Raw genomic sequence first — 25,956 nt, 5'->3', positions numbered from 1 at the left:
CCTGCCACGACAACAGCATGTCCTGCGGCGCCCAGATCAACAGGCCGGCCAGCAGCCAGCCCCATACTTCCCGCTTCCGCAACCGGTTGCCGAGATGGACGAGCGCGAGCATCCAGACCGCGGCGCACTGCACCGTCGCGCCGAGCAGCGACAGCCACCAGATCTGCTGGGCGCGCGCGGCTTGAGGCACCGCTGTCGACCAGAAATGCCGCTCGATGCCGCGGTGATAGGCGTCGAGCCATGGCGCGCCGGCAATCCACGGAATCGCCACGCCGACGAGCAGATGCGCGATCGCGGCGGCGTACATCACGTTCACAGCGACGCGGCGCGGGGTAAGCGGACATCGCTTATCGAAGTGGAGAACCCATTCACTTGATTCCATGCGTTGCACTCCTTCTTGTTATCGCAAGCATCGTGAACCGATCGACCGACTGCTTTCCCGCGTATACCGCCGCTCCCGCGCGACGGCGGCGGGCTCACATCGGCTTGACCACCATCAGGAAATACACGGTCAGCATCGCGAAGAACGCCGGATAGCCGAGCAGTTCCCAGCGCTTCGCATAGCGCCAGTAGCGCTCCGGCAACGCGGCGTCGCCGTTCGCGTGCGCGAGCTTCGCCATCGATGCAAGTTCGAGCTGCAGCCACACGACCGGCAGCCAGCACGCGCCGGCGACCGTGTACAGCACGATCGATGCGAGCAGCCACGGCGTATGCCACGGCCAGCCGGCCGTATGCGCGAGCCACAGCCCGGACGCCGGCTGGAAGATCACGGCCGGCGTCGTGAACCACCAGTCCGCGCGCACCACGAGCCGCGACACGGCCGCGATCGCGGGCACCGACCGCGTGCGGTTCGCGAAGAACAGGTAGAACGCGGTGCCGAACCCCGTGCCGACCAGCAGCACCGAAGACAGGATGTGAAGCGCCTTGATGACGAGATAGGTGTTCATGCGTGTTCTTCTTCTGAATAGAGGATCGACAGGATGGCGAGAATCGGCACGTTCTTGAGCACGGGGCCGAACGGTTCGGCCAGCAGGCCCGGCATCGTGACCGCGATGACCGCCGAGTACGCGATGATCAGCGCCGCCTGCGCGGCCCACAGGCGCCGCGACGGCGCGACGACGGTCGCGATGCCGAACGCGAAGTCCAGCGCGCTGGCCGCGTAAAGCGCGATCCGCGCGGGCAGGCCCGTCAGGTGCGCAGGCGCCAGCAGCGCGAGGCTCGCGTGCAGCGGATGGATGAAGGCGCTCGCGATCGCCGTCCAGATCCACACGATCGCGACCCCCCCCAGCAGCAACGGGCGCCGCCACATCGCGAGCGCGTCGCGGCGCAATGCGCCGGCTTCCGCGCCGATGAAGCCGCCGAGGCCGCGCGGCGGGCGGCCCAGCACGGCCGTGACAGCCGCCGGATCGCCGGTGTTGCCGCCGCGCAGCATCGTCCATGTGTCGCGCGTCAGCATCGCCCCCGGCAGCGTGCCGAGCAGTGCGGCCGCCGCGCCGACCAGCGGGCCCGGCAGCGTCACGCGGGCCGCCGGCGGAAATCCCAGCGCGGCACGGTAGCCGGCCAGCATCTCGCGGTACTCGACCTCGTCGCTGCCGACCACGTCGATCACCCGGCTGCCCGCCGCCTGCGAATCGCCCGTTTGCGCGACGAGCCGCGCCACGACTTCGGCGAGATCGTCGACGTGCACCGGCCGCAACCGCTGACGGCCGCCCGCCGGCAGTACATGCACGGGCAGGCTCGCGAGCATCCGGAAGAACCGCGCGGACGCGCCGGCCGCCCCGTAGACGAGCGCTGGCCGCACGATGCGGAAGTCGATCGGCAGCGTCTGCAGGAAACGGTCGGCCGCCTGCTTGCTCGCGAAGTACCGCGTATCGCCGCGCTCGACTCCGAGCGCCGAAATCTGGATCACACGCCGCACGCCGGCAAGGCAGCACGCGGTAAAAAGCGCACACGGCGCGGCGCGATGCACGGCGTCGAGCGTCGCGCCGCGTCGATCGGCCAGCATGCCGACCGCGTTGATCACCACGTCGACGCCCTTCAGCGGCGTGAGCCACGCTCGAAAATCGACGTCCTGCGCGAAGTCGATCGCGACGTCGTGCGGGCCGGCCGCGCGGCGCACGCCGCGCAGCACGCGATACCCGCCGGCTTCGAGCCGCGCGCACAGCGCCTGCCCGATGAAACCGTTCGCGCCGCAGACGAGCACGGTCATGCCGCGCGCGCCGGTGCGATCGGGCGGGCAATTCAATGGCAAGGCTGCGTTCATGCTCGTCCTCTATTTACAGTTATTTCTGTACGGACAGAAATAAAAGTCTCCAAAAAAGCGGGCTGCGTGCCCGCTCTGCCGTTACCGCTTACTTCGACGGCTTGCGCCTGACCGTCTGGCTGATCTTCGCGCCGATGCCGAGCGCCTTCATCAGCGTATCGGGCTTGAGCCGCAGCATTTCGTCGGACCAGGTCGTGAGCGTCTCGACGAACTGCAGCGTGTCGCGAATGCGCTGTTCGGTCTCGCGGCTCTCGTTCGCGATCTCCGGATTCGTCAGGCAATCGCGCAGCACCGTGAGCGTCGGCTCGATCTCGCGTTGCCGCCGCCCTTCGACGATCAGCTTGAACAACTCCCAGATGTCGGTCGACGTCTCGAAGTGGTCGCGGCGATCGCCCAGCACGTGCACGACCTTCGCGAGCCGCCACGCCTGCAGCTCCTTCAGGCTCGTGCTGACGTTGGAGCGTGCGACGTTGAGCGTCTCGGCGATCTCGTCGGCCGCAACCGGCCGTCCGGCCAGGTAGAGCAGCGCGTGAATCTGCGAGACAGTACGGTTGACACCCCACCGCGAGCCCATTTCGCCCCAGTGGAGAATGAATCGTTCGGCAATCGGTGTGAGTTCCATGGTGGGGAATTTAGTTTTTTCAGTTATTTCTGTCAAGAGAGAAATAACCGGGCGATCCGGCGCCTGCCGGCCGCGGCCGCCCGCGATCGGCCGCTTCCTTTACAATGCGCGGGATTTTTCCGATTTCAGGCCGTCCCCGCCTTTCTGACTAGAGGTTCTCCCATGATCATCAAACCGCGCGTGCGTGGCTTCATCTGCGTGACGACTCATCCGGTCGGCTGCGAAGCCAACGTCAAGGAACAGATCGATTACGTGACTTCGCACGGCCCGATCGCCAACGGCCCGAAAAAGGTGCTCGTGATCGGCGCGTCGACCGGCTACGGCCTCGCCGCCCGGATCTCGGCCGCGTTCGGCTCGGACGCGGACACGCTCGGCGTGTTCTTCGAACGCGCCGGCAGCGAAACGAAGCCCGGCACCGCCGGCTGGTACAACAGCGCCGCGTTCGAGAAATTCGCCGCCGAAAAGGGGCTGTATGCGCGCAGCATCAACGGCGACGCATTCTCCGACAAGGTCAAGCAGGTCACGATCGACACCATCAAGCAGGATCTCGGCAAGGTCGACCTGGTCGTCTACAGCCTCGCGGCACCGCGCCGCACGCACCCGAAGACGGGCGAAACCATCAGCTCGACGCTCAAGCCGGTCGGCAAGGCCGTCACGTTCCGCGGCCTCGACACCGACAAGGAAGTGATCCGCGAAGTGTCGCTCGAGCCGGCGACGCAGGAAGAGATCGACGGCACCGTCGCGGTGATGGGCGGCGAGGACTGGCAGATGTGGATCGACGCGCTGGCCGAAGCCGGCGTGCTGGCCGACGGCGCGAAGACCACCGCGTTCACCTACCTCGGCGAGCAGATCACGCACGACATCTACTGGAACGGCTCGATCGGCGAAGCGAAGAAGGACCTCGACAAGAAGGTGCTGTCGATCCGCGACAAGCTGGCCGCGCACGGCGGCGATGCCCGCGTGTCGGTGCTGAAGGCCGTCGTCACGCAGGCCAGCTCGGCGATCCCGATGATGCCGCTGTACCTGTCGCTGCTGTTCAAGGTGATGAAGGAAACCGGCACGCACGAAGGCTGCATCGAGCAGGTGTACGGGCTCCTGAAGGACAGCCTGTACGGCGCGACGCCGCACGTCGACGCCGAAGGCCGCCTGCGCGCGGACTACAAGGAACTCGATCCGCAGGTGCAGGCGAAGGTCGTCGCGATGTGGGACAAGGTGACGAACGAGAACCTGTACGAGATGACCGACTTCGCGGGCTACAAGACCGAGTTCCTGCGCCTGTTCGGCTTCGAGATCGCCGGCGTCGACTACGACGCGGACGTGAACCCGGACGTGAAGATCCCGGGCATCATCGACACGACGGTCTGACGGGTCGATCCGCCGCCGCCCCGCGCACGGCGCGGGCGGCGGGTTCGCCTGCCGGCGGCGTCAACGCGGCGCCGGTTCTTCCAGATAGACGCCCGACGACAGCGTGGCCTTCACCTGCCGCGTGAACTCGTCGGTCGACACTTCCTCCGCCCCTGCCTCGATGGCGTCGTACGCCTGGCGCACGACGTCGGACGGCGTCGCTTTCGGCACGTCGAGGCCGGCCGTCAGGTCGGTGTCGATGAAGCCGGCATGCAGCCCGACCACCTGCGTGCGCTGCTCGCGCAGCGAATGGCGCAGCCCGTTGGTCAGCGCCCATGCGGCCGATTTCGATACGCCGTAGCCCGACAGGATCGGCCGGTTCACCCAGCTCGCGACCGACAGGATGTTCAGGATCGCGCCGCCGCCGTGGGCCGCAAGCGTGCCCGCGAACGCGCGCGACATCGCCAGCATCCCGAACACGTTGGTCTCCAGGTGAGCGCGCAATGCATCGACCGCGCCGTCGTCCGTCAGGCTGCCGAGCCGCGCGATGCCGGCGTTGTTGATCAGCAGCGTGACGTCGCGCGCCGCCTCGGCCGCCGCGGCGACCGCCGCCGGATCGGTCACGTCGAGCTTCACGGGCACCACGCCCGGCAGCGTCACGCTGGCCGGATCGCGTGCGCCCGCATAAACCTTGCGCGCGCCCCGCTCGAGCGCCTGCTTCGCGAACTCGAGGCCAAGCCCGCGATTCGCGCCCGTGATGAAAACGACTGCCCCTTCGATCTTCATGACCCTTCCTTTCGGAGATTCGATCCCGCGCGCGCCGGTTCGTCGCACGCCCGGAATCCGGTGAAAAACCACGCCGCCATCGCGTACCGAACCGTTGCACCGCCCGTGCGCCAGCCGGGCCGTCCCGCCGCCCTGGCCTCGCCGCACCCTGGACGCCGACCGACATCGATCCACGCTGCGCCGATTGCTTCGCTTCGTCCGCGAAGTCGGCTACACTCGAATCTCAATGTCGATCACCATCGTCTTGCGACGCATGGTGCCAGCGCGAGGTCAGCACGTCAATGTCGATCGCCATTGTGTTTTTCAATCGTGGCAATTGCCGGAAAGAAGGAGGGATCGATGGGCGTCTCGAGACAACAGGCCGCCGACAACCGCAACGCGATCGTCGCGGCCGCCGAGCGGCTGTTCCGCGTGCGCGGCGTCGACGCCGTCGGGCTGACGGAATTGATGAAGGAGGCCGGCTTCACGCAGGGCGGCTTCTACAACCATTTCAAGTCGAAGGACGCGCTGGTCGCCGCCGTGGTGGACAAGGCCATGCAGGATCGCGCGGATTCGCCGAACGCGGGCAGCGTCGCGAAACAGGTGACCGCGTACCTGTCGGGCGCGCATCGCGACAACGTCGAGGGCGGCTGCCCGCTGTCGGGCTTCGCCGGCGATGCGCCGCGGCTGACCGACGCGGCGCGTGCCTGCTACACGCGCGGCGTCGCCGCGTATCTCGACCGGCTGGAACGCATGCTCGCCATGGAAGGCTCGGCCGCGGCGGACGCGCGCGGCGACGCGATCGCCGTCCTCAGCCAGATGGTCGGCGCGCTGGTGCTGTCACGGGCGGTTGCCGGCACCGATCCCGCATTCGCCGACGAGATTCTCGATGCGGCGCGCCGCACGCTCGTGGGACAGCCGGACGATCCGGCCGTGCCGGCGTAGCGGCACGTCGCCATTCCCGCGCGACCGCATCGCCGTCGCGCGCTATTGGACTGCCCTCGCGGCATCCCACAGCGGCTGCGCGCCGCGCGCCGCATTCCACGCGGCAAACTGCGTGCGCCACGACTCGAACGGTTGCGCGAGCGGATGGCGCGGATCGTCGCTGAGCGAATACGCCATCCCTTCGATCAGCCAGCGCGGCTTGGTCACGACCGCGACGTTGCCGAGCACTTCCGCCTGCCGGTGATGAATCAGCTCGTGCGCGAGAAAGTAGGTCTGCCAGCCGCGCGGGGCCACGATCACGCCGAAATCCCCGAGCGTCAGCGCCGCGCGCGAGCCGAGGCCGAACGCATCGGCGCACGCGCGCGTCGAGCAGAACACGACGCGCGGTGAAGCCCGGAACGCGCCGACGGCCGCCGCCGCGCGCGCGTAGCCGTCGCGATAGAGCCGCCGTGCATCGCCGAGCTTCGCGACATCGTCCGTGCAGATGTCGGCGCTCGGGCACGACACGCCGGGAATCAGCGCGGGCGCGACGACGCGCAGCGGCTTGACGAGCGCATACGCGGCAAGCGGCAGCGCGACGAGGAGGCCCGTGACGGCGAAAGCGACATGGGCGCGTTTCATCGAGGCGGCGGTTCCGTGGCGTTTCGTTGAAGTCTTCTGGCGTGAATATATATGGGACCGGCGACGCTTCCGGCCCGGATTTTCAGTCACCCGCCGCGAGCGTGAAGAACACAAGCGCCGGGGCGACCGGGTGCATGACGGACGCCATTACACCAACTGCTTGTGAAAGAACGTCGTCGCGCACAGCGCGCCGTCGGGCATCAGCGCAAAGTTCGGCACGACGCCGACGCGCTGCCAGCCAGCCCGTTCGTACAGCCGCTCGGCGTCGCCGCCCGTCACCGTGTCGAGCACCAGCACGGTCTTGCCGGCGTCGCGTGCGGCCGCGTCGGCCGCCGCCATCAGGCGCGCGGCGACGCCCTGCCGGCGCGCGTGCCGCGACACGAGCATCTTCGCGATATCCGCGCGATGCGGCTGGTTCTCGGGCAGCGCCGTCACGACCTGCACGGTGCCGACGATCCGGCCGGACGCATCCTCGGCGACGAGCAGGATGCGTTCGTCGTTCGCGACGCCCTCGGCCACGTGTGTCCAGAACGCGACCGCGGTCGGCCGCTCGATCGGCAACATGAAGCTGACGGACGCGCCGCCTTCGACGCAATCGATCAGCACGTCGGCCAGCGCATCGACACAGGCCATCGCTTCGCTCGCGCCGACGCGACGGACGGTAACAGGTTCGGTCATGCCATCTCCGGTAGTCAGGTAGTCAAGGAGTCCGATGGGCCGCACGCGTCGGTTCGGCACCGGCGGGATCGTAACCAACGCCGGCTGGGTGTCGAGCCGTGCGCCACGACGTCCCGCGACGGGCGTCCGGTAACCCCGTGGCCGGTCGGCGCGTGTTACCGCCCCATCATCGTACGCGACGAAAATTGTCGTTGCAGCGCTGGCAACATCACCTACACTTAGCCGAATGGATAACCTTCATCCCCGCATCAACGACGTGTTCCAGGCGCTCGCTGATCCGACGCGCTGCGCGATCGTCAGCGCGCTCGGCCACGGCGAGCAGACCGTCTCCGCGCTGGCCGCGCCGTTCGACATGGCGCTGCCGTCGTTCATGAAGCATGTCGCCGTGCTCGAGCGCAGCGGCCTCGTCAAGACCCGGAAAACCGGCCGCTCGCGCACCTGCGCGCTGGTCGGCAGCCGGCTGACCGAGGCCGAGGCATGGCTCGCCGCGCAGCGCGCGCAGTGGGAAGCGCGATCCGATCGTCTCGTCGAATTCGTCGAACGCCGTCACCAGGAGGAGCAAGATGTCAGCCAGCCACGTCGAACCCGCTGAAGCCCACGATCTCGTGATCACGCGCACGTTGCGCGCGCCGCGCCACGCGCTGTGGCGCGCATGGACCGACCCGGAACTGTTGAAGGAATGGTGGTGCCCGAAGCCTTGGACCACCGAGGTACGCGCGTTCGACCTGCGGCCGGGCGGCGCTTTCCATACGTTCATGCGCGGCCCCGACGGCGGCACGAGCGACAACCCCGGCTGTTTTCTCGACATCGTGCCGGAATCGCGCATCGCGTTCACGTCGATGCTCGCGGGCGGCTGGCGGCCGCAGACGCCGTGGCTGGGCTTCACGGCGATCGTCACGATGGCCGACGACGACGCGGGCAGCCGCTACGAGGCGCGCGTGATGCATCCCGACGCCGCGACGCGCGAGCGCCACGAAGCGCTCGGCTTTTTCGAGGGCTGGAACACCTGCATCACGCAGCTCGACGACTTCGCCGCCGCGCTGCGCTAACGCCGCCGCGCGTGCGGTCATTGCATGCCGCCGCGCCCGCGCCTAGGATTCCCGAAGGAAGCATGACGACACGCCGGGCGCCGGCGTGCACCGTCTCGCACGCTTCGCGGGAGGCGACATGTTGCACACGCACACGCATTCGACCCGGGTCAGCCGGCACCTGAACGCGCCGCGCGGGCGCGTCTATCGCGCGCTGCTCGACCCGCACGCGGTCGAGCAATGGAAAGTGCCCGACGGCATGACCTGCCGCGTGCACGCGTACGACACGCGCGAAGGCGGCGCGCTGCGCGTGTCGCTGAGCTACGACGCACCGTCGGCCGGCACCGGCAAGACCACCGCGCGCACCGACACCTATCACGGCCGCTTCGTCACGCTCGTGCCCGACGAGCAGATCGTCGAAATCGATGTATTCGAAACCGACGATCCGATGCTGCGCGGCGCGATGACGATCACGATCACGCTGTCGGACGAAGCGGGCGGCACGCGCGTGGACGCGGTGCACGACGGCCTACCGCCCGGCGTGCCGGCCGCCGACAACGAGAGCGGCTGGCAGATGGCGCTGGCGCGGCTCGCGGCGCTGGTGGAAGCCGGTTGACGCCGCGCACGCGCGTCAGCCGAGCCGGTACGCGCGCGTGACCGTGCCGCGGAACAGCGCGTCGCGCTCGTCCGCGCTGGCCTGCGCGGTCAGGCGCTTGAACGCGTTCCAGCCGTTCACGAACGAATACGAGCCCTTGTCGACCGGGAAATTGCTCTCGAACATGCAGCGCCCGGGGCCGAACGCGTCGATGCAGGTCATCATCCACGGCTTCCACGTGTCGGCGAGCTGTGCCGAAGACGGCGGCTTCGCGCCCTTCTCGAAATCGAACCCGTTGATGCGCATCCCGAGGCCGCCGACCTTCACGTACACGTTCGGCAATTGCGCGAGCGTGCGCATCGACGCCGACCAGCGCTCGACCACCTCCGGCCGCTTGTCCGCATAGCTGCCGATTCGCACGACGCCGCCGCAATGGTTGACGATGATCCGCGTCTCCGGGTTCGCTTTGGCGAGATCGAACAATTCGGGCAACTGCGGGAAGAACAGCCACGCGTCGTACGACAGCCCAAGCGGCGCGAGCTGCGCGACACCGGCCCGGTACGCGGGATCGAGCAGCAGCCCGCGCGGTACCGCCGACAGCGGATTGGCGAGCGTCGGGTCGACATCCCACGTACTCAGGTGGCGCACGCCGCGAAACCGTCCACGCCCGGCTTCGACATGCGCTTCCAGCACGTCGCGCACGCGTTCGCCGAGCCGCAGGTCCGCATGGCCGACGATGCCTTTCGCGACAGCCACGGGGCCGTGCTGCAGCGGCTCGGTCACGCCGGCGACGTAAGCCGTCTCGCCCACCGGCTTCAGTTCGGCCGGGCCCGAATCGCGGTAACGCGTCTGCGCCTGCATGTAGACGGACGCCTGGATGTTGTGGCCCGAGCGCGCGTCCCGCAGATAGTCGTCGAGCATGTAGATCCAGCCCGGCCGTTCGTAGAAGTGATGATGCGCGTCGACGATCGGCACGTCGGGCTCGAGCGCGGGTTCGAGCGCCGACGCGAGCCAGTCGGGACGAACCGTGAGGTAGTTGCTTTGCGTCATGCGGGGAACTCCATCGTTGGCTGCCGTCTCGGCGAACGCGGGCAGCGCGAGCGAGGCGGCGGCCGCACCGATCAACCGGCGCCGTTTGATCGAAAAGGTCATGTCATTCGCTCCGGTCGAACGCATACAGCGACAGCGTGAGCAGCGTCGTGATCGCCAGCACGATCGCGAGGCCAAGCATCCCGGCCGTGAAGGTGCCGAAGCTGTCCTTCAGGTAGCCGACGAGATAGGGGCCCGCGAAGCCGCCGAGCGCGCCGATCGAATTGATCAGCGCCAACCCGCCGGCCGCGGCCTGGCCGGACAGGAAGCGCGACGGCAGCGTATAGAAGATCGTGCGGCCGGCAATCGTGCCGATCAGCGCGAGCGTGATGCCGACGAGCGCGGGCCCGAGCGTCAGGAAATGGGTCGACACGCCGAGCGCCACCGCGCCGATGCACAAGCCGATCGCCAGGTTCGCGACCGGGCCGCCGCGACGGTCCACCCGTTTCGCCCACCACAGCAGCGCGATCGTGGCGAAGAAGTACGGCACCGCGGAGAGCCAGCCAGTCTGCATCGTCGACATCCCGTGCGCCTTCAGCATTTGCGGCAACCAGATGCCGATGCCGTACGAGCCCATCGTGAAGCCGAACGAGATCAGCGCAAGCACGTACACGCGCACGTCGCGCAGCGCGACGCCGAAGCGCTTCTTGCGGCCGGCGGCCGCCGCGCCGTCGCGTTCGAACGCGCGCTGCAGCGCGGCGCGCTCGTCGTCCGACAGCCACGCGGCATTCGCCGGCGAATCCGACAGCAGCTTCAGCACGAGGAAGCCGAGCGCGCACGCGGGCAGCCCTTCGACGATGAACATCCACTTCCAGCCGGCGAGCCCGAGCGTGCCGTCGAGCTGCAGCAGCCATGTCGACAGCGGGCCGCCGACCAGCGACGACAGCGGCGTCGACACGGTGAACCACGCCAGCACACGCGTGCGGTAGCTCGCCGGAAACCACACGGCGAGAAAGAAGATCACGCCCGGAAAGAACCCGGCTTCGCCGATGCCGAGCAGCAGGCGGATCGCGTAGAAACTGGTCGGCCCGGTCGCGAGCGCGGTCGCGGCCGCCATCAGCCCCCACGTGATCATGATGCGGGCGAGCCAGCGGCGCGCACCGAAGCGATACAGCGCGAGATTGCTCGGCACTTCGAACACGCAGTAGCCGGCGAACATGATCCCCGCGCCCCAGCCGAACTGCGTTGCGGTCAGCCCGAGATCGCGGTTCATCGTGAGCGCCGCGAAGCCGACGCTCGTGCGATCCAGGTAGTTGAAGAAATACGCGAGCGCGAGCAGCGGGATGAAGCGCCACGCGGCCTTGCGCACGGCCCGTTGCTCGACCGACGTGTCGGTGTCGCGATCGACGGGCAGCGCCGGGGAAGCGGATGTCATGGTTGTCTCCGTGGATGCGGCGCTCCTCTGCCGCGCGGTGCGCGGCCCGAACGCCTTTGTTCGTTCGATGAATCGCGGCTGCGCTACGCGCTCGCCACTTCGTTCGCCGACGGCGCGCCGCCCGGCGCGTCGCCGTGCGCGGAAACGTTCGCGCCGTACCGCCCCGCGACGACGCCCGCCTCGATCAGCGCACGCGCGTCGTCCGGCGTGTAGCCGAGTTCGCCGAGCAGCGCGCACGTGTCCTGGCCGAGCGCGGGCGGCGCCGAGCGCAGCCGCAGGCGTTCACCCGCGAGCGTCAGCGGCAGCAGCGCGGTGCGCGTGTCGACCGGCCGCCCGGCGCTGCTCGCGTCGGCCGGCAGCGTCACGGTTTCGAGGCCGCCCGTGGCGAGCAGATGCGGATCGTCGAACAGGTCCTGCGGCTTCGTGATCGGCGCATACGGCAGGCCGGTCGATTCGAAGATCGCGCCGATCTCCGCTGCCGAGTACGGCGCCAGCCGCGAGCGCAGCTCGGGCAGCAACCATTCGCGCGCCTGTACGCGCAGGTTGTTGGTCGCGAGGCGCGGGTCGTCCTTCAGCGCGGCCAGGCCGAACGCGTCGCAGAACAGCGCCCACTGCGTGTCCGACACGACCGCGAGAAAAATCTGTTCGTCATCCTTGACGGAGAACACGTCGTAGACGGCCCACGCGGAAATCCGGCTCGGCATCGGCGACGCGGCCTGCCCCGTCACCGCGAACTGCATCATGTGCTGCGCGACGAGGAACACGTTGTTCTCGAACAGCGAACTCTGCACCTGCTGGCCGCGGCCCGTGCGTTCACGCTGCGCGAGCGCGGCCATCGCGCCGATCGCGCCGAACATGCCGCCCATGATGTCGTTCACGCTCGCGCCCGCGCGCAGCGGCCGCCCTTCGGGGCCCGTCATGTAGGCCAGGCCACCCATCATCTGCACGACCTCGTCGAGCGCGGTGCGATGCTCATACGGCCCCGGCAGGAAGCCCTTGTGCGACACGTACACGAGACGCGGATTCAGCGCGTCCAGCTGCGGGTAACCGAGCCCGAGCCGGTCCATCGTGCCGCTCTTGAAGTTCTCGCTGAACACGTCCGCCGTCGCGACGAGCCGCCGCACGATCTCCAGCCCGCGCGGGTCTTTCACGTCGACCGCGACGCTCTTCTTGTTGCGGTTGAACATCCCGAAGAAGCCCGCGCCGGAACCGCGCAGTGCCCGCGTGCTGTCGCCCGCGATCGGTTCGATCTTGATCACTTCCGCGCCGAGATCCGCGAGCAGCATCCCGCACGTCGGACCCATCACCATGTGCGTCATCTCGATCACGCGCACGCCTGCATACGGCAGCGCGGCAGCCGGTTGTCGATCGTTCATCGTGCGACTCCCGTCATGCATCCTTCCGGTTGCGCGGCCGACGGCGCGCGGCCATCCGCATAGCGGAATCCCTTCGGCAAGCCCGCGTCCGGCACGTGGCCGTACAGCGCCTCGGACGGCAGCGCCGCCTGCAGGATCGCGCGCGCGACGAGCAGCGCGTCGACGTCGACGCCCGTGTCGTATCCCATCGCTTCGAGCAGGAACACGAGATCCTCGGTGACGATGTTGCCGGTGGCGCCGGGCGCATACGGGCAGCCGCCGAGGCCGCCCTGACTCGCGTCGATCGTCGTCACGCCGGCGTCGAGCGCCGCGACGACGTTCGCGAGCCCCTGCCCGCGCGTGTTGTGGAAATGCGCGCCGCCGGCCTTGTCGCCGACTTCGCGCTGCAGCCGCATGAACAGCCGGCGCACCTGTGCGGGATTCGCATAACCGCTGGTGTCGGACAAGCCGATTTCATCGACCCCGCATTCGGCCATCGCGACGGCCATCGCAATCGTCTCGTCGTCGGAGACCGCGCCGGCAATCGTACAACCGAACGCAACCGACACGCCGGCCTCGATCTGCACCGACGGAAACCGCGCGTCGCGCAGCGCGACGATCGCGCGCACCTCATCGATCATCTGCGCGGGCGTCTTGCGGATGTTGGCCAGCGAATGCGCTTCCGTGACCGAGACCGGCAGCGTCAGCTTGTGCACGCCCGCGTCGAACGCACCCTCGGCGCCGCGGAGGTTCGGCGCGAGCGCGGCGACGTGCAAACCGGGAATCGCGAGCGCGTGCGCGACGACTTCGCGCACGTCGGCCATCTGCGGCAACAGCGTGGCCGGCACGAACGACCCGACCTCGATCTCGCGCAGGCCGGCCGCGGCCAGCGCGGTGATCCAGCTCAGCTTGGCGGCCGTCGGCATCACGGTCTTGATGCTCTGCAGCCCGTCGCGCGGGCCGACTTCGCTGACCAGCATCTTCGGATTTTCCTCCATTCGACACCTCATCGTTCTATCTGAAAGAACATAGTTCTGTTTGACAGAACTTTAAGCGGGTGTTGAATGGGCGATAAGCGGGGTATACCCGTGAAATCGCGTTTTTCTGGAACTTGCGTTCTGCCAGATAGAACGATATAGTCCGCCGACCATCATTCGAAGGAAGCAGGCCGTGCCCAGGAATCCAGCAGATCACGCCGGCGGCGCAGCCGATCCGGCGACGGAAGAAGCGTCCAGCGGCGTCGCGGTGCTCGACCGCGCGTTCGCGATCCTCCGTGCGTTCGGCCAGACCGACGACCGGCTGTCGCTCGCCGAGTTGTCGCGCCGCACCGGGCTGTACAAGAGCACGATCCTGCGCCTGCTCGCCGCGCTCGAGCATGGCGGATTCATGCGCAAGCTCGATGATGGCCAGTACGCGGTCGGGCACGAGCCGTTGCGGCTTGCCGCGCTGTACCAGCGTTCGTTCCGCGTCGGCCCGGTGGTCGAGCCGCTCCTCGAGACGCTGAGCCGCGAGCTCGGGGAAACGGCGTCGTTCTATGTGCGCCAGGGCGACGTGCGCTCCGTGCTGTATCGCGTCGAACCCGCGCGGGCGGTGCGCGTGTCGATCCGCGTCGGCGAGGAGTTTCCGGTCGGCCAGGGCGCATCGGGCAAGGTACTGCTGGCCTTCACCGACACGCACGACGCCCGCTGGAACGACGTGCGCGAACAGCTGTGGGCCGCGTCGTACGGCGAGCGCGACCCCGAAACGGCATCGGCGTCCGTGCCCGTGTTCGGCGCGGCCGGCGAATGCGTCGGTGCGCTGACGGTGTCGGGCCCGAAATCGCGGCTCGCCGCCGTGCCGGCGATGACGGCGGCGCTCACGATGTTGCTGCCGCTCGCGCAGAAGGCGACCGTCGCACTCGGCGGCGCGGGCGCCCGCTACGACGCGGCGGCCGTGCGCGACAGTCTCGCGCGGCTCGCGTCGTCGGCGGACGACGCCGCCCGGTCGTAGGACGCCGGTTGCGCGCGGCACGCGATACGGCAGCGCGAAAGGCGGCCGCATGCGACACTGGGCGGCGATGCACGCAGCGCGCCGTTCGCCGGCGACGCACCGAACGTGCAACCGTCAACCGGATCCGCCCGAGGAGACACCCGCGATGAACGCCGCGCGCACCGCCAGCTGGTATTTCGATTTCGTTTCGCCGTTCGCCTATCTGCAACAGGAACAGTTCGACCGGTTGCCGCCCGCCGCCGCGTTCGAGCCGCGGCCGATCGTGCTCGGCGCGCTGCTCGCGCACTGGGGCCAGAAAGCGCCGGCGGAAATCGCGGCCAAACGCGTGTTCACCTATCGGCATGCGCAATATCGCGCGGACAAGCTCGGCATTGCATTCCGGATGCCGCCCGCGCACCCGTTCAATCCGATCAAGCCGCTGCGCCTCGCGATCGCGATGGGCGGCTCGCGCGACGCGATCCGGCGGATCTTCCGGCATATCTGGCGCGACGGCCAGGACGTCTCGACGCCGGCAGGCTTCGCCGCGCTGTGCGACGCCGTCGGCTTTCCGGAGGGCGTCACGGCGGTCGAGGCCCAACCGGTCAAGGATGCGCTGCGCGCGAACACGGATCGCGCGATCGCCGAGAACGTATTCGGTGTGCCGACGTTCGTACTCGACGACGACCTGTTCTGGGGCGAGGACGCGACCGACATGTTCGTCGACTGCGCGACGTCGCGCGCGTGGCTCGATTCGCCCGAGGTACGCCGGATCAGCGCGCTGCCGGAAGGAATCCGGCGCGGCTGACGAGCTGACGAGCTGACGAGCTGACGGCACGGCGGCCGTCACGCGCCGGCCGGCTCGCCCTCGCGCCCTTCGACAAGCATCGGCACGGCCTCGCGCATCATCGCGACGAACCGTACGAGCCGTGACGGATAGAACTGCGCATGCGGATAGGTCAGGTAGACGGGCAGCGGCGCGGCCTGCCAGTCGGGTGCCAGATGGACGAGCTCGCCGCGCGCGAGATGGCCGGCGAGCATCCATGACGATCCGACGCACGCACCGACGCCCAGCAGCGCCGCGCTGCGCAGTGCATACAGGTTCGCGGTCGTGATGCGCGGCCGGATCGCGATGCGCCGTGTATCGCCCGTAACCGCATGCGTCAGCGTGAGCTCGTTGCGGTAGTAGGTGCGCAACGCGAGCCACGGCAGCGCGGCTAGCGCGTCGGGGTCGGCCGGGACGTCGGCACCGTTCAGCACCGACGGCGCGGCGACCACGAAACGCGGCACCTTCGCGATCCGGATCGCGACCACGCCCGGATCGGTCGGCTCGCCGACCTGGATCGCGCAATCGATGCCGCTGCCGACGAAATCGCGCACCTCGTCCTGCAGCAGCCACTCGACCGACACGCGCGGATAGTCGCGCAGGAACTGCGCGAGCGGCGCAACGAAACGCTGCTGGCCGAACGCGTGCGGCACCGCGACGCGCAGCAGCCCGTCCGGCTCCTCCTGCGCGCCGCGCAAATCGGCCTCGAACGCCGCCCAGCTCGCCAGCAGTTCCTTCGCCTGCTTGAAGCACCGCTCGCCGTCGACGGTCAGCCGCATCGTATGGGTCGTGCGTTGCAGCAGCCGCATGCCGAGCGAATTTTCCAGCGCCTGCAGCCGCCGGCTGATGGTCGGCTGCGTCGTATGCAGCTGCACGGCGGCCGCCGACAGGCTGCCGGCCTCGACTATGCGCACGAACGTTTCCATCAGCTCGAAACGATAGCCGGCGCCGTCCACCGGCACCGCCTGAATGCGTCGAGACCCGCCAGCAGCGGGAGAAGGAGAGGATTTTTCGGTCATTCGTGGAGCGTATAACAAATCTGCGCGAGGCGGCACTACCGTCGCCGGCCGCGTACGGCCACACTCGCGTCCATCCCCTTCTTCAACCCAGGATGTACGCGATGTCCACCCCGACCCGTCTCGATGCCGCGCCCCGCGCGGCGCACGCTCCGGCCCGTCCGGCCGCCCATTCGATGCCCGATCGCCGGCTCGTGCTGCTGCTCGCGGCCGCCGCCGGCCTCGGCGTCGCCCCGCTCTACTACGCGCAGCCGATGCTCGGCGCGCTCGCGCCCGATCTCGGCGCGTCGGCGCGGGCGATCGGCTTCGTGCCGACGCTCACGCAGCTCGGCTATGCGCTCGGCATCCTGCTGCTCGCGCCGCTCGGCGACCGCTTCGACCGGCGCCGCGTGATCGTGACCAAGGCCGCCGCGCTGGTCGTCGCGCTGCTGCTGGCCGCCGTCGCGCCGTCGCTCGGGCTGCTGCTCGCGGCGAGCTTCGCGATCGGCCTCGCCGCGACGATGGCGCAGGACGTCGTGCCGGCCGCCGCGACGCTCGCGCACGACATGCATCGCGGCCGCATCGTCGGCACGGTGATGACGGGGTTGCTGCTCGGCATCCTGCTGTCGCGCGTCGTGGCCGGGTTCGTCGCCGAGACGGCCGGCTGGCGCGCGATGTTCGCGCTCGCGGCCGCCAGCGTCGCCGTGATCGGCGCCGTGGCCGCGCGCGGGTTGCCGCGCTTCGAGCCGACCACGCGGCTGCCGTATCGCGCGCTGATCGGCTCGCTCGGCGCGCTGTGGCGCGAGCATGCGGCACTGCGCCGCGCCGCCCTCGCGCAGGGGCTGCTGGCCGTCGGGTTCAGCGCGTTCTGGTCGACCCTCGCGGTGATGCTGCACGGCGCGCCGTTCCACCTCGGCAGCGCGGCCGCCGGCGCCTTTGGCCTCGCGGGCGCCGCCGGCGCGCTGGCCGCGCCGATCGCCGGGCGCCTCGCCGACCATCACGGCCCCGAGCGCGTCACGCGGATCGGAATCGGCATCGCAACGGTGTCGTTCGCGTCGATGGCCGCCGCGCCGCTGATGTCGCCGCATGCGCAACTCGTGCTGCTCGCGGTCGCGACGATCGGCTTCGATCTCGGCGTGCAGGCCACGCTGATCGCGCACCAGTCGATCGTCTACCGGATCGATCCCGCGTCGCGCAGCCGCCTCAATGCGGTGCTGTTCGTCGGCATGTTCATCGGGATGGCGGCCGGCGCAGCGATCGGCAGTCTGTTGCTCGCGCAACTGGGCTGGAACGCGGTGACCGGGCTGGCCGTCGCGACGTCGCTGGCCGCGCTCGCCGTACGGGTGTGGCGCAACTGACGTCGGGCATCGCGTCACACCGGCGGGCAAGCCTCATCGGCTTGCCCGCTTTTTTTATTTTTTGATCGACGCGCATGACGCAGCGCCGCCCGGCAGATTCATACCGTTCCGGCGCGACAATCATTCATCCGGCGCAAGGTCCGCACGGGCCGGCAGAATGTCCAGTTCACCCAAATGTTTTTTCGGCGCTCGTGCACGCGCGCGCGCAAACGTCGGACGATTCATCCCTGCCGCACCGCTCGGCGCCTCCCCATCCGGCCCCACCGCCCAGCCCCGTTTTAGCAGGGGAATCCCGGTATTTTTTCGCATTTTCTTCGAAATAACGGGTGACATACTTGCCCCCGTTGCGCTCCGTGCGAGCGCGCTTTCCGATCCAGCTGGCCGCCCGTCATGCGCTGCGCGTCCGCCCGGGTCGCACAGGACATGAATAATTTCGACACGACGATCCAGATCTTTCTCACCCACCTGACGTTCGGCCCGTTGATGAATCACGCGATCCGCGTGATCGCGGGCCTCTACACGTTCAAGGGCTTCGTGCTCGTCCCGGTGCTGTGCTGGCTGTGGTTCCAGCCCGGCCCGAACCGCGAGCGGCAACGCGAGCTCGTCGTCGCCACCGTCGCGAGCGGGCTCGTCGCGCTCGCCGTCGGCCGCGTGCTCGCACAGGTGCTGCCGTTCCGCGTACGGCCGATCTACAACCCCGACCTGCACCTGCACTTTCCGTCGAGCGGACTGCGCGCGGCGACGTTGCAGACCTGGAGTTCGTTTCCGAGCGATCACGCGATGCTGTGGATGGCGATCGCGACCGGCATCTTCATCATCGCGCGCCGCGTCGGCATCGTCGCGCTGCTGTATTCGGTCGTGTTCATCTGCCTGCCGCGCGCGTATCTCGGCTTTCACTATCCGACCGACCTGATCGCGGGCGCGGCGATCGGCATCGCGATCGCGTGGCTGCTGACGCGCGATGCGATCCGCTCGCGCTTCGCACCGCAGGTGCTGGAGATGATCCGGCGCTTCCCCGCGCCCGCCTATACGCTCGCGTTCCTGCTGTGCTTCGAGTTGATCACGCAGTTCGACGAACTGCTGACGCTCGCGCAGTCGGCCACGCGCACGATGTGACGAGCAGCCGCGCGATGCTGCCGCTGCTGCTGTCGTTCCGTCGCCCCGGCGCGCGCTGCCGGCCATGCGCGGCCGCGGCACGGCCGGCGACGACCGCGTCCGTCAGTCGCAATCGGGTGCGCCGAGCGGAAAGAACGCACGATACGGCCGCGCCTCGTCGACCGCGCGCGCGAACGATGGCCGCGCGAGCAGACGCTTGCGGTACGCGATCACGTTCGCGAACGCCGGATCGATCCGGTGCGTCCAGTCCGCATAGAACAGGAACGGCGCCGCGCCGCAATCGGCGAGGCTGAAACGGTCGCCGGCCGCCCATTCGCGATCGGCCATCGTCTTGTCGAGCCACGCATACGACGTGTCGAGCATCGCGCGCGCGTCGGCCACCCCGCGCGCATCGCGCTCGGCTTGCGGCCGCAGCGCGTCGTACACGACCTTCTGCTGCGGCGTCGCCACGTAGTTGTCGAAGAAGCGGTCCATCGTCCGCACCTCGAGCGCGGCGCGCGGATCGTCGGGCAGCAGGCGCACGGGGCCCGGATAGGCGAGGCCGAGATACTCGACGATGATCGACGCTTCGATCACCGTGCGGCCCGCATCGACGAGCACCGGGAAGCGCTTCAGCGGCCACAGCGCCGTCAGTTCCTGCATCGGCTTCGGATCGTCGTGCGCGAGCACGCGATACTCGAACGGCGTGTCGTTCTCGTACAGCGCGGTCAACACCTTCTGGCAATAGGACGAAAAGGGATGGGCGTAAAGCGTCGGCATCATCGTGGAGGCTCCCGGGGTTGCGCGCCGCGTCACGCGGCGCCACATGATCGGATACCTTGACGACGCACGGCGCCCGGCCGTTTCGACATCGGCCCGATATTTTTTCGAAGGACAGGCCTGGGCTGCTACGAGCGGCCGTCCATCACGACGCGCCCTTCGGCGCGCCAGCGCAGCATCCCGCCGCCGAGATTCGCGACCGCGTCGAAGCCGGCCTGCTTCAGGATCACGGTGGCCTGCGCGGAACGGCCGCCGGCCCGGCACACGGTCACGACCGGCCGGTCGCGCGCGATTTCGCCGGTGCGCGCGGCCAGTTCGCCGAGCGGGATCGGCGTCGCGCCGGGCAGATGGCCGAGGGGGCCCGCGAATTCGTCCGGTTCGCGCACGTCGACGACCTGCACGGCCGGCAGATGATCCTCGAGCCATTGCGGATCGATTTCCCAGAAGCCGGCGAACGTATAGACGAGCGGCGCCCAGTCGGCGGCCGCCTGCGCATCGGGCGCGTTCGCGGCGACGCCGCACTGCAGGTTCGCCGGCACCGCAACGTCGATCTGGCGCGGATGCGCGAGCCCGAGGTTGCGCATGTAGCCGGCGAAATCGTCTTCGCTGAGATCGCCGCCGAGGCGCGGGTTGAAACGTCGTTCCTCGCCGACGCTCGTCACCGTGAGCCCGCGATAGTCGTGCGCCGGATACAACAGGCACGTGGCCGGCAGCGTGAAGAGCCGGCCGTGCACCGCGCGATACAGCGCGCGCGGGTCGCCCTGCTGGAAGTCGGTGCGGCCGGTGCCGCGGATCAGCAGGCAATCGCCGGTGAACGCCATCGATTCGTCGTCGAGCACGAGGCTGATGCAGCCGCTCGTGTGGCCGGGCGTCGCGCGCACCGTCAGGTAGCGCGCGCCGAACACGCAGCGGTCGCCGTCGTTCAGGTAGCGGTCGGCGCCTTGCGCGCCACTTGCGGCCGAGATCGCGATCGTGCTGCCCGTGCGCTGCTTCAGCAGCCACGCACCCGTCACGTGATCGGCATGCACGTGCGTGTCGACGGTCGCGACGAGCCACAGCCCGAGTTCGTCGAGCAGCGCCGCGTCGCGGCGCACCTGCTCGAACACGGGATCGATCAGCAGGGCCTCGCGCGAGGCGCTGTCGGCGAGCAGGTACGTGTACGTCGACGATTGCGGGTCGAAAAGTTGCCGGAAGATCATGGCTCGGTTGCTCCGTCGCGTGTTCTTCGGTGAGGTGTAGTCGGATCGGCACACTGCGTGGTGGCGTGGGGCGCCGGCATGACGACAGCGCCGCCGCGCGAGCGGCATCGCGCCCACCGCGTCTCGCCCGTTCATATAGCGTAGATCAAAATGCCCACGCCGCCGCGCGTCCCCTACGCGGCAACCGATTCCGTCGACGAATCGCGCATCGCGGGACGATTCGCCGCGCCGGGACGCCAGCGCACGCTGCCTTACACTACCGCCTGTTCTCGTCCCCGGTCACAGGAATACCCCCGACATGTCGATGACGATCGATCCGAAGCAGGCCGCCGCGCTGCTGGCCGTCGCCGACACCGGCAGCTTCGAGCAGGCGGCCGTGCGCCTGCACGTGACCGCGTCCGCCGTCACGCAGCGGGTCCGCGCGCTGGAGGCGAGCCTCGGCACGCCGCTCGTGCTGCGCACGCGGCCGTGCCGCCCGACGGTGGCCGGACAGCGCGTGCTGCAGCACCTGCGCCGCGTCGCGCTGCTGCAGGCCGACCTGCAGAGCACGCTCGCGGCCGAGCGCGAATCGCCGATCTCGGTCACGATCGCGCTCAACTCCGACAGCCTCGGCACGTGGTTCCTGCCCGCGCTGACGTCCGTGCTCGCGGGCGAGCGGATCCTGTTCGAACTGATCGTCGAGGATCAGGATCACACGTTCGCGCTGCTCGAAAGCGGGATGGCGGTCGGCTGCGTGACGACCGAGCCGAAGCCGATGCGCGGCTGCATCGCGACGCCGCTCGGCACGATGCGCTACCGGCTGCTCGCGGCCGCCGCGTTCGCGGTGCGCTGGTTTCCGCGCGGGCTGAACCGCACGAGCGCGCGCCACGCGCCCGTCGTCGCGTATTCGCGGCGCGACACGCTGCAATCGTCATTTCTGAAGGAGAAGTTCGGGTTGCCCGAAGGCGCGTACCCGTGCCACTACGTGCCAGGCACCCATTCGCACTTCGCGGCGGTGCGGCACGGGCTCGGCTACGCGATGGTGCCGGAGCCGCTGATCGGCGCCGCGCCGCTCGATGCGCAGGGGCTCGTCGATCTCGCGCCCGCGCATCCGACCGACGTCACGCTGTACTGGCACGCATGGACCGTGCAGTCACCGACGATGGCGTCGCTGTCGGAGCGGGTGGTCGAAGCGGCGCGCCGGCTGCTCGCGCCGCTGCCGTAACGCGCTGGCGGAAGCGCGGGCAATTCGAGGCTGCCGGCGCGGTCCGCACGGCGACGAGAAAGTCGGCCGCGCCGCCTATACTTTTCCCATCGGCCTCGCGAACGCGCCGCGCGGCCGATCATCCAGGTCCGGCCGTTCCCTTTCATGTGAGGAGAACATCATGTCCCGCCGCTATATCGATTGCCGCGAGTTTCCCAGCGCGACGCATTGCTCGGTCGCGATTTCCGCCGACTCCGACAATGAACTGCTGGAGGCCGCCGTTCAGCATGCGCTCTCGGTCCACCAGCACACCGACAGCGCCGAACTGCGCACGCAGCTGAAATCGCTGTTCCACGACGGCACGCCACCCGCCGACATGCCGCGGCAAGCGTAATCCGCCGGCACGGCAAGAATCGACCCACCGCGCACCGCGTCACCCTTTCGTGTGTGGCGTCATGCCACGCCGCGCCGGCCCGTCGCCGGCCGGCGCATTCAGCGTTACGCGCGACGCTGCGCGAAATACGCGCCGACCGCGCCGAGAAAGGTGTCGATGTCCGCACGCGACACGTCGCAATGCGTGACGAAGCGCGACGCATACAGCATCTGCGTGAGGATCCCGCGCTCCTTAAGCCACGCCTCGAGCGGCGCGCAATCGGCCTCGGGGAATTGCGCGAACACCATGTTCGTCGCATGCGACAGCACCTTCACCGAATCGATGCGTGCGAGGCCGGCGGCGAGATGCGCGGCATTCGCGTGATCGTCCGCGAGCCGCTCGACGTTGTGATCGAGCGCATACAGGCACGCCGCCGCGAGAATGCCCGACTGCCGCATCCCGCCGCCCAGCACCTTGCGCCAGCGCTGCGCGCGCTCGATCAGCGCACGGCTGCCGACCAGCACCGACCCGACCGGCGCACCGAGCCCTTTCGAGAAGCAGATCGACACGGTATCGAACGGCGCGCACAGCTCGGCGATCGGGCGGCCCGACGCGACCGCCGCATTGCACGCGCGCGCGCCGTCGAGGTGCGTCGACAGCCCGCGGCTGCGCGCGAACGCGACGGCTTCCTGCACATAGCCTTCCGGCAAGACCTGGCCGCCGATCGTGTTTTCGAGCGCGAGCAGGCGCGTGCGGGCAAAGTGATTGTCGAGCGGCTTGATCGCCGCGGCGATCTTCGCGAGCGGCAGCGTGCCGTCCGGCGCGTTCTCGATCGGTTGCGGCTGGATGCTGCCGAGCACGGCCGCGCCGCCGCCTTCGTACTTGTAGGTATGCGCGAGCTGGCCGACGATGTATTCGTCGCCGCGCTCGCAATGCGACATCAGCGCGGCCAGGTTGCTCTGCGTGCCGCTCGGGAAGAACAGGCCGGCTTCCTTGCCGGCCCGCTCGGCCGTCACCGCCTGCAGGCGCAGGACGGTCGGGTCGTCGCCCCACACGTCGTCGCCGGTTTCGGCGGCGGTCATGGCGGCCAGCATCGCCTGGCTCGGACGTGTCACGGTATCGCTGCGTAAATCGATCATCGCTGTGCCCTGAGTAAACGCGAGCCGGCATCCCTGCGTCCGGCCCTGCCGAAAACGAGACTCAGAGTGTACGCAATTCACGCGGCATGTGCCGACGGATGCGCGGCGATCGCGTGCGTCAGTATCGCGGCGGCGGCGGCTGGACGCCCGCCGGCGGCATCGGCGGCGCGGCGCGCGGCGCAGTCCCGCCATAGCCCCCATATCCACCGCTCATCCCGCCCGGCACCGGCACGCGATTGCCGGTCGCATACATGCACTGCAGATACGCGTAGTCGTAGCGGCGCTGGACGTCATAGGCCGAGCCCTGCGCGGCGCCCGCGCCGACGACGCTGCCCGCGAGCAGCCCCGCGCCCGCGCCGACCGCCGCGCCGGCGCCGCCGTTGAACGCGGCGCCGGCCGCCGCACCAAGCGCGGTGCCGACGGCCGCGCTGCCGACCGCGCTCGCGGTCGACGCCTGCCCGGCGCTCACGCCGCCCGATTGCTCGAACGCGTACTGCCGGCAACTGCCGTCGTCGGCGCGGAACTGGTCGAACGACTTGCCGGTGCCCGGCAGCGCCATCACGCTCGGCCCGGTCGGCAGGTAGGCGCACGCACCGAGCAGCGCGGCGAGCGACAGTACCGCCGGCACGCGCAGCAGTCGAAATACGGTTTTCATCATTGCGCCTCCGTCACTGCGGCCGCACCGGCACCGAGCGCCAGCCCGACTTGCAGGTCTTCACGTACGGGTAGTAATGCTTCGACGCGTCGCAGTAGTACCAGAGGTTCGCGTCGCCGTTGTCCTGCGGCTGCCCCTGCTCGACATACTCGGTCGGCGGCGGCGGAGCGACCGGCACCGCGACGACGGGCGGTGGGTAGTAGTAAGGCGCAGGGACGACCGGGGCGTAATACGGGTAGCCGGGGCCGATATAGACTCCGACCCGGGCGGCATGCGCCACGCCGCCCGTCGCGACCGCCACCGCGGCGGCCGCACCCAGCGCGAGTTTCAATCCATTCACGTCACGTTCTCCGGCTGGCCGGTTCGTCGATGCGAACCCTGCATCCCGAACGCTACGCCGCATGCGATCCGGCATCCATTACCAACGCCCACGCGAATGTTGCGCGCCGTTACCCGTGTGACGAACGGCCCCGCCCGTCCGGACCGGCGCGTTACACGCTAACGGATCGAAACCGATCCCCGTCCCTGCACACGGTTTTCGCGCACGCAAAACCGTTCCGATGATGCGACGCGCCATATTGACGCACGTGCGGCAGACCGCCACGCCGCGGCCGCACGCGCCGCGAACGGCCTTCTTGATACGAATCAACGATTTATCCGGAAATCGCCCGCGACGGGCTGGACATCTGCGACGAGTTGGCGCATTTCGCGGTGCAACATCGCGGCCCATACTCCAGCCAACCCCGACGCCCGTCCGCCGGGGGCCGCCGGCACCCGCCGGCGGGTATCGTCAGCCTCGGTCATCTGGTATGGACACCGCACTTTCGGCCCTCGATCTGGCCCGCCTGCAATTCGCGTTCACCGTCTCCTTTCACATCGTCTTTCCGGCGCTGAGCATCGGCCTCGCCAGCTTCATCGCCGTGCTCGAATATCGCTGGCTCAAGACCGGCAAGCAGTACTACAAAACGCTCTGCCTGTTCTGGTCGAAGATCTTCGCGGTCGCGTTCGGGATGGGCGTCGTGTCCGGCGTCGTGATGAGCTATCAGTTCGGCACCAACTGGTCGGGCTTCTCGAGCTTCGCCGGCGCCGTCACCGGCCCGCTGCTGATGTACGAGGTCATGACCGCGTTCTTCCTCGAAGCCGGCTTCCTCGGCATCATGCTGTTCGGCTGGAACCGCGTGAGCCCGCGCGCGCACTTCGGCGCGACGCTGATGGTCGCGATCGGCACGCTGATCTCGACGTTCTGGATCCTCGCGTCGAACAGCTGGATGCAGACGCCGCAGGGATTCGAGATCGTCGACGGCCGGGTCGTGCCCACCGACTGGTTCGCGATCATCTTCAACCCGTCGTTCCCGTACCGCCTGTTCCACATGGCGATCGCCGCGTTCATCGTCGCCGCGCTGGTGGTGGCCGCGACGGGCGCGTGGCACCTGCTGAAGGGGCGCCGCGACAAGGGCGTGAAGAAGATGTTCTCGATGGCGCTGTGGCTGCTGCTCGTGCTCGCGCCGCTGCAGGCCGTGATCGGCGACCAGCACGGCATCAACACGCTGAAGCACCAGCCCGCGAAGATCGCCGCGATCGAAGGGCTGTGGGAAACCGAAAAGGGCGGCACCGCGCTCAACCTGTTCGGCATTCCCGACATGAAAGCCGAAACGACCCGCTACGCGGTGAAGGTGCCGCACCTCGGCAGCCTGATCCTGACGCACAG

Annotated in this window: 28 protein-coding genes and 1 pseudogene; 12 read left to right on the top strand and 17 right to left on the bottom strand. The window is 68.9% G+C overall.

Annotation, left to right across the window (positions count from 1 at the left end):
* From AC3IFE_RS13320 to AC3IFE_RS13305, 4 genes and pseudogenes are all read right to left on the bottom strand, one after another.
* Positions 1-331 (bottom strand): annotated as a pseudogene (locus AC3IFE_RS13320) (DUF393 domain-containing protein); the annotation flags it as partial.
* Positions 332-476: 145 nt separating this feature from the next.
* On the bottom strand, positions 477-947 hold the full coding sequence (locus tag AC3IFE_RS13315; protein ID WP_340625621.1) for a DUF2269 family protein: 471 nt from the start codon (positions 945-947) through the stop codon (positions 477-479).
* On the bottom strand, positions 944-2,263 hold the full coding sequence (locus AC3IFE_RS13310) for an SDR family oxidoreductase (RefSeq protein WP_489190806.1): 1,320 nt from the start codon (positions 2,261-2,263) through the stop codon (positions 944-946). Before AC3IFE_RS13310 ends, AC3IFE_RS13315 begins: the two co-directional genes overlap by 4 nt.
* Positions 2,264-2,351: 88 nt before the next feature.
* Entirely contained in the window at positions 2,352-2,885 is a 534-nt protein-coding gene (locus AC3IFE_RS13305) for a GbsR/MarR family transcriptional regulator (protein WP_006480371.1), read from the bottom strand.
* A gap of 162 nt (positions 2,886-3,047) precedes the next feature.
* Between AC3IFE_RS13305 and fabV the strand changes: the two genes are divergently transcribed.
* A complete protein-coding gene (gene fabV, locus AC3IFE_RS13300; protein WP_489190805.1) occupies positions 3,048-4,250 on the top strand; it encodes an enoyl-ACP reductase FabV in 1,203 nt (400 codons plus the stop codon).
* Positions 4,251-4,310: 60 nt separating this feature from the next.
* Here fabV and AC3IFE_RS13295 read toward each other — a convergent pair whose 3' ends face one another.
* Positions 4,311-5,015, bottom strand: a complete 705-nt coding sequence (locus tag AC3IFE_RS13295; RefSeq protein WP_089470761.1) for an SDR family oxidoreductase — start codon at positions 5,013-5,015, stop codon at positions 4,311-4,313.
* Between the two features lie 339 nt (positions 5,016-5,354).
* Between AC3IFE_RS13295 and AC3IFE_RS13290 the strand changes: the two genes are divergently transcribed.
* Complete coding sequence (locus AC3IFE_RS13290; RefSeq protein WP_301737326.1) at positions 5,355-5,939, top strand: TetR/AcrR family transcriptional regulator; 585 nt, start codon at positions 5,355-5,357, stop codon at positions 5,937-5,939.
* A 42-nt stretch (positions 5,940-5,981) separates the two neighbouring features.
* Here the strand turns inward: AC3IFE_RS13290 and AC3IFE_RS13285 are convergent, their stop codons facing one another.
* Together AC3IFE_RS13285 and AC3IFE_RS13280 are read right to left on the bottom strand one after the other, a co-directional pair.
* A complete protein-coding gene (locus AC3IFE_RS13285; protein WP_489190804.1) occupies positions 5,982-6,560 on the bottom strand; it encodes a hypothetical protein in 579 nt (192 codons plus the stop codon).
* A gap of 147 nt (positions 6,561-6,707) precedes the next feature.
* Positions 6,708-7,238 carry a GNAT family N-acetyltransferase gene (locus AC3IFE_RS13280; RefSeq protein WP_489190803.1) on the bottom strand — a complete coding sequence of 177 codons (531 nt, stop codon included), beginning with the start codon at positions 7,236-7,238 and terminating at the stop codon, positions 6,708-6,710.
* Positions 7,239-7,464: 226 nt separating this feature from the next.
* Between AC3IFE_RS13280 and AC3IFE_RS13275 the strand changes: the two genes are divergently transcribed.
* The 3 genes from AC3IFE_RS13275 (at position 7,465) to AC3IFE_RS13265 (ending at position 8,882) form a co-directional block, all read left to right on the top strand.
* A complete protein-coding gene (locus tag AC3IFE_RS13275) occupies positions 7,465-7,830 on the top strand; it encodes an ArsR/SmtB family transcription factor (RefSeq protein ID WP_489190802.1) in 366 nt (121 codons plus the stop codon).
* Positions 7,802-8,287, top strand: coding sequence for an SRPBCC family protein (locus AC3IFE_RS13270; RefSeq protein WP_489190801.1), 486 nt, complete (start codon positions 7,802-7,804; stop codon positions 8,285-8,287). Before AC3IFE_RS13275 ends, AC3IFE_RS13270 begins: the two co-directional genes overlap by 29 nt.
* Before the next feature lie 118 nt (positions 8,288-8,405).
* Positions 8,406-8,882, top strand: coding sequence for an SRPBCC family protein (locus AC3IFE_RS13265; RefSeq protein WP_301737331.1), 477 nt, complete (start codon positions 8,406-8,408; stop codon positions 8,880-8,882).
* 15 nt (positions 8,883-8,897) lie between these two features.
* Here AC3IFE_RS13265 and AC3IFE_RS13260 read toward each other — a convergent pair whose 3' ends face one another.
* From AC3IFE_RS13260 to AC3IFE_RS13245, 4 genes are all read right to left on the bottom strand, one after another.
* The gene (locus AC3IFE_RS13260) at positions 8,898-10,013 is read right to left on the bottom strand and encodes an amidohydrolase family protein (RefSeq protein WP_489190800.1); all 1,116 of its coding nucleotides are present in this window, start codon (positions 10,011-10,013) and stop codon (positions 8,898-8,900) included.
* A gap of 1 nt (position 10,014) precedes the next feature.
* On the bottom strand, positions 10,015-11,325 hold the full coding sequence (locus AC3IFE_RS13255; protein WP_226211241.1) for an MFS transporter: 1,311 nt from the start codon (positions 11,323-11,325) through the stop codon (positions 10,015-10,017).
* An 83-nt stretch (positions 11,326-11,408) separates the two neighbouring features.
* A complete protein-coding gene (locus AC3IFE_RS13250) occupies positions 11,409-12,701 on the bottom strand; it encodes a CaiB/BaiF CoA transferase family protein (protein ID WP_301737333.1) in 1,293 nt (430 codons plus the stop codon).
* Positions 12,698-13,690 (bottom strand): hydroxymethylglutaryl-CoA lyase, encoded by a 993-nt coding sequence (locus AC3IFE_RS13245; RefSeq protein ID WP_089470771.1) that lies wholly within the window; start codon positions 13,688-13,690, stop codon positions 12,698-12,700. Before AC3IFE_RS13245 ends, AC3IFE_RS13250 begins: the two co-directional genes overlap by 4 nt.
* Before the next feature lie 160 nt (positions 13,691-13,850).
* Between AC3IFE_RS13245 and AC3IFE_RS13240 the strand changes: the two genes are divergently transcribed.
* The gene (locus AC3IFE_RS13240) at positions 13,851-14,669 is read left to right on the top strand and encodes an IclR family transcriptional regulator (protein ID WP_489190799.1); all 819 of its coding nucleotides are present in this window, start codon (positions 13,851-13,853) and stop codon (positions 14,667-14,669) included.
* A 145-nt stretch (positions 14,670-14,814) separates the two neighbouring features.
* Positions 14,815-15,453 (top strand): 2-hydroxychromene-2-carboxylate isomerase, encoded by a 639-nt coding sequence (locus AC3IFE_RS13235; protein WP_489190798.1) that lies wholly within the window; start codon positions 14,815-14,817, stop codon positions 15,451-15,453.
* Between the two features lie 38 nt (positions 15,454-15,491).
* Here AC3IFE_RS13235 and AC3IFE_RS13230 read toward each other — a convergent pair whose 3' ends face one another.
* Entirely contained in the window at positions 15,492-16,490 is a 999-nt protein-coding gene (locus AC3IFE_RS13230) for a LysR family transcriptional regulator (protein WP_489190797.1), read from the bottom strand.
* Between the two features lie 101 nt (positions 16,491-16,591).
* Here AC3IFE_RS13230 and AC3IFE_RS13225 point away from each other — a divergent pair, with 101 nt between their 5' ends.
* Positions 16,592-17,824 carry an MFS transporter gene (locus AC3IFE_RS13225; RefSeq protein ID WP_489190796.1) on the top strand — a complete coding sequence of 411 codons (1,233 nt, stop codon included), beginning with the start codon at positions 16,592-16,594 and terminating at the stop codon, positions 17,822-17,824.
* Positions 17,825-18,247: 423 nt separating this feature from the next.
* The gene (locus AC3IFE_RS13220) at positions 18,248-18,940 is read left to right on the top strand and encodes a phosphatase PAP2 family protein (protein ID WP_489190795.1); all 693 of its coding nucleotides are present in this window, start codon (positions 18,248-18,250) and stop codon (positions 18,938-18,940) included.
* A 102-nt stretch (positions 18,941-19,042) separates the two neighbouring features.
* On the opposite strand, the gene AC3IFE_RS13215 is transcribed toward AC3IFE_RS13220, so the two are convergent.
* Entirely contained in the window at positions 19,043-19,702 is a 660-nt protein-coding gene (locus AC3IFE_RS13215; protein ID WP_489190794.1) for a glutathione S-transferase family protein, read from the bottom strand.
* Positions 19,703-19,827: 125 nt separating this feature from the next.
* Positions 19,828-20,898, bottom strand: coding sequence for a rhodanese-like domain-containing protein (locus AC3IFE_RS13210; RefSeq protein WP_489190793.1), 1,071 nt, complete (start codon positions 20,896-20,898; stop codon positions 19,828-19,830).
* A 298-nt stretch (positions 20,899-21,196) separates the two neighbouring features.
* On the opposite strand from AC3IFE_RS13210, the gene AC3IFE_RS13205 reads away from it, so the two are divergent.
* On the top strand, positions 21,197-22,102 hold the full coding sequence (locus tag AC3IFE_RS13205; RefSeq protein ID WP_301737343.1) for an HTH-type transcriptional regulator ArgP: 906 nt from the start codon (positions 21,197-21,199) through the stop codon (positions 22,100-22,102).
* Positions 22,103-22,262: 160 nt separating this feature from the next.
* A complete protein-coding gene (locus tag AC3IFE_RS13200; RefSeq protein WP_489190792.1) occupies positions 22,263-22,475 on the top strand; it encodes a DUF1059 domain-containing protein in 213 nt (70 codons plus the stop codon).
* 104 nt (positions 22,476-22,579) lie between these two features.
* Here the strand turns inward: AC3IFE_RS13200 and ltaE are convergent, their stop codons facing one another.
* The 3 genes from ltaE to AC3IFE_RS13185 all read right to left on the bottom strand — a co-directional run bounded on the left by ltaE (position 22,580) and on the right by AC3IFE_RS13185 (position 24,588).
* The gene (ltaE, locus tag AC3IFE_RS13195) at positions 22,580-23,593 is read right to left on the bottom strand and encodes a low-specificity L-threonine aldolase (RefSeq protein WP_089470778.1); all 1,014 of its coding nucleotides are present in this window, start codon (positions 23,591-23,593) and stop codon (positions 22,580-22,582) included.
* Positions 23,594-23,711: 118 nt separating this feature from the next.
* Entirely contained in the window at positions 23,712-24,248 is a 537-nt protein-coding gene (locus AC3IFE_RS13190; protein ID WP_489190791.1) for a hypothetical protein, read from the bottom strand.
* 13 nt (positions 24,249-24,261) lie between these two features.
* A complete protein-coding gene (locus tag AC3IFE_RS13185; RefSeq protein ID WP_489190790.1) occupies positions 24,262-24,588 on the bottom strand; it encodes a hypothetical protein in 327 nt (108 codons plus the stop codon).
* A 469-nt stretch (positions 24,589-25,057) separates the two neighbouring features.
* Here AC3IFE_RS13185 and AC3IFE_RS13180 point away from each other — a divergent pair.
* Positions 25,058-25,956, top strand: an 899-nt coding sequence (locus tag AC3IFE_RS13180; RefSeq protein WP_489190789.1) for a cytochrome ubiquinol oxidase subunit I, incomplete at its 3' end; no start/stop codon positions are given.

Source organism: Burkholderia sp. APQ4-4ca (genome assembly GCF_057837105.1).
The sequence above is the reverse complement of the archived record's forward strand: the minus strand, read 5'-3'. Positions and strand labels throughout refer to the sequence as shown.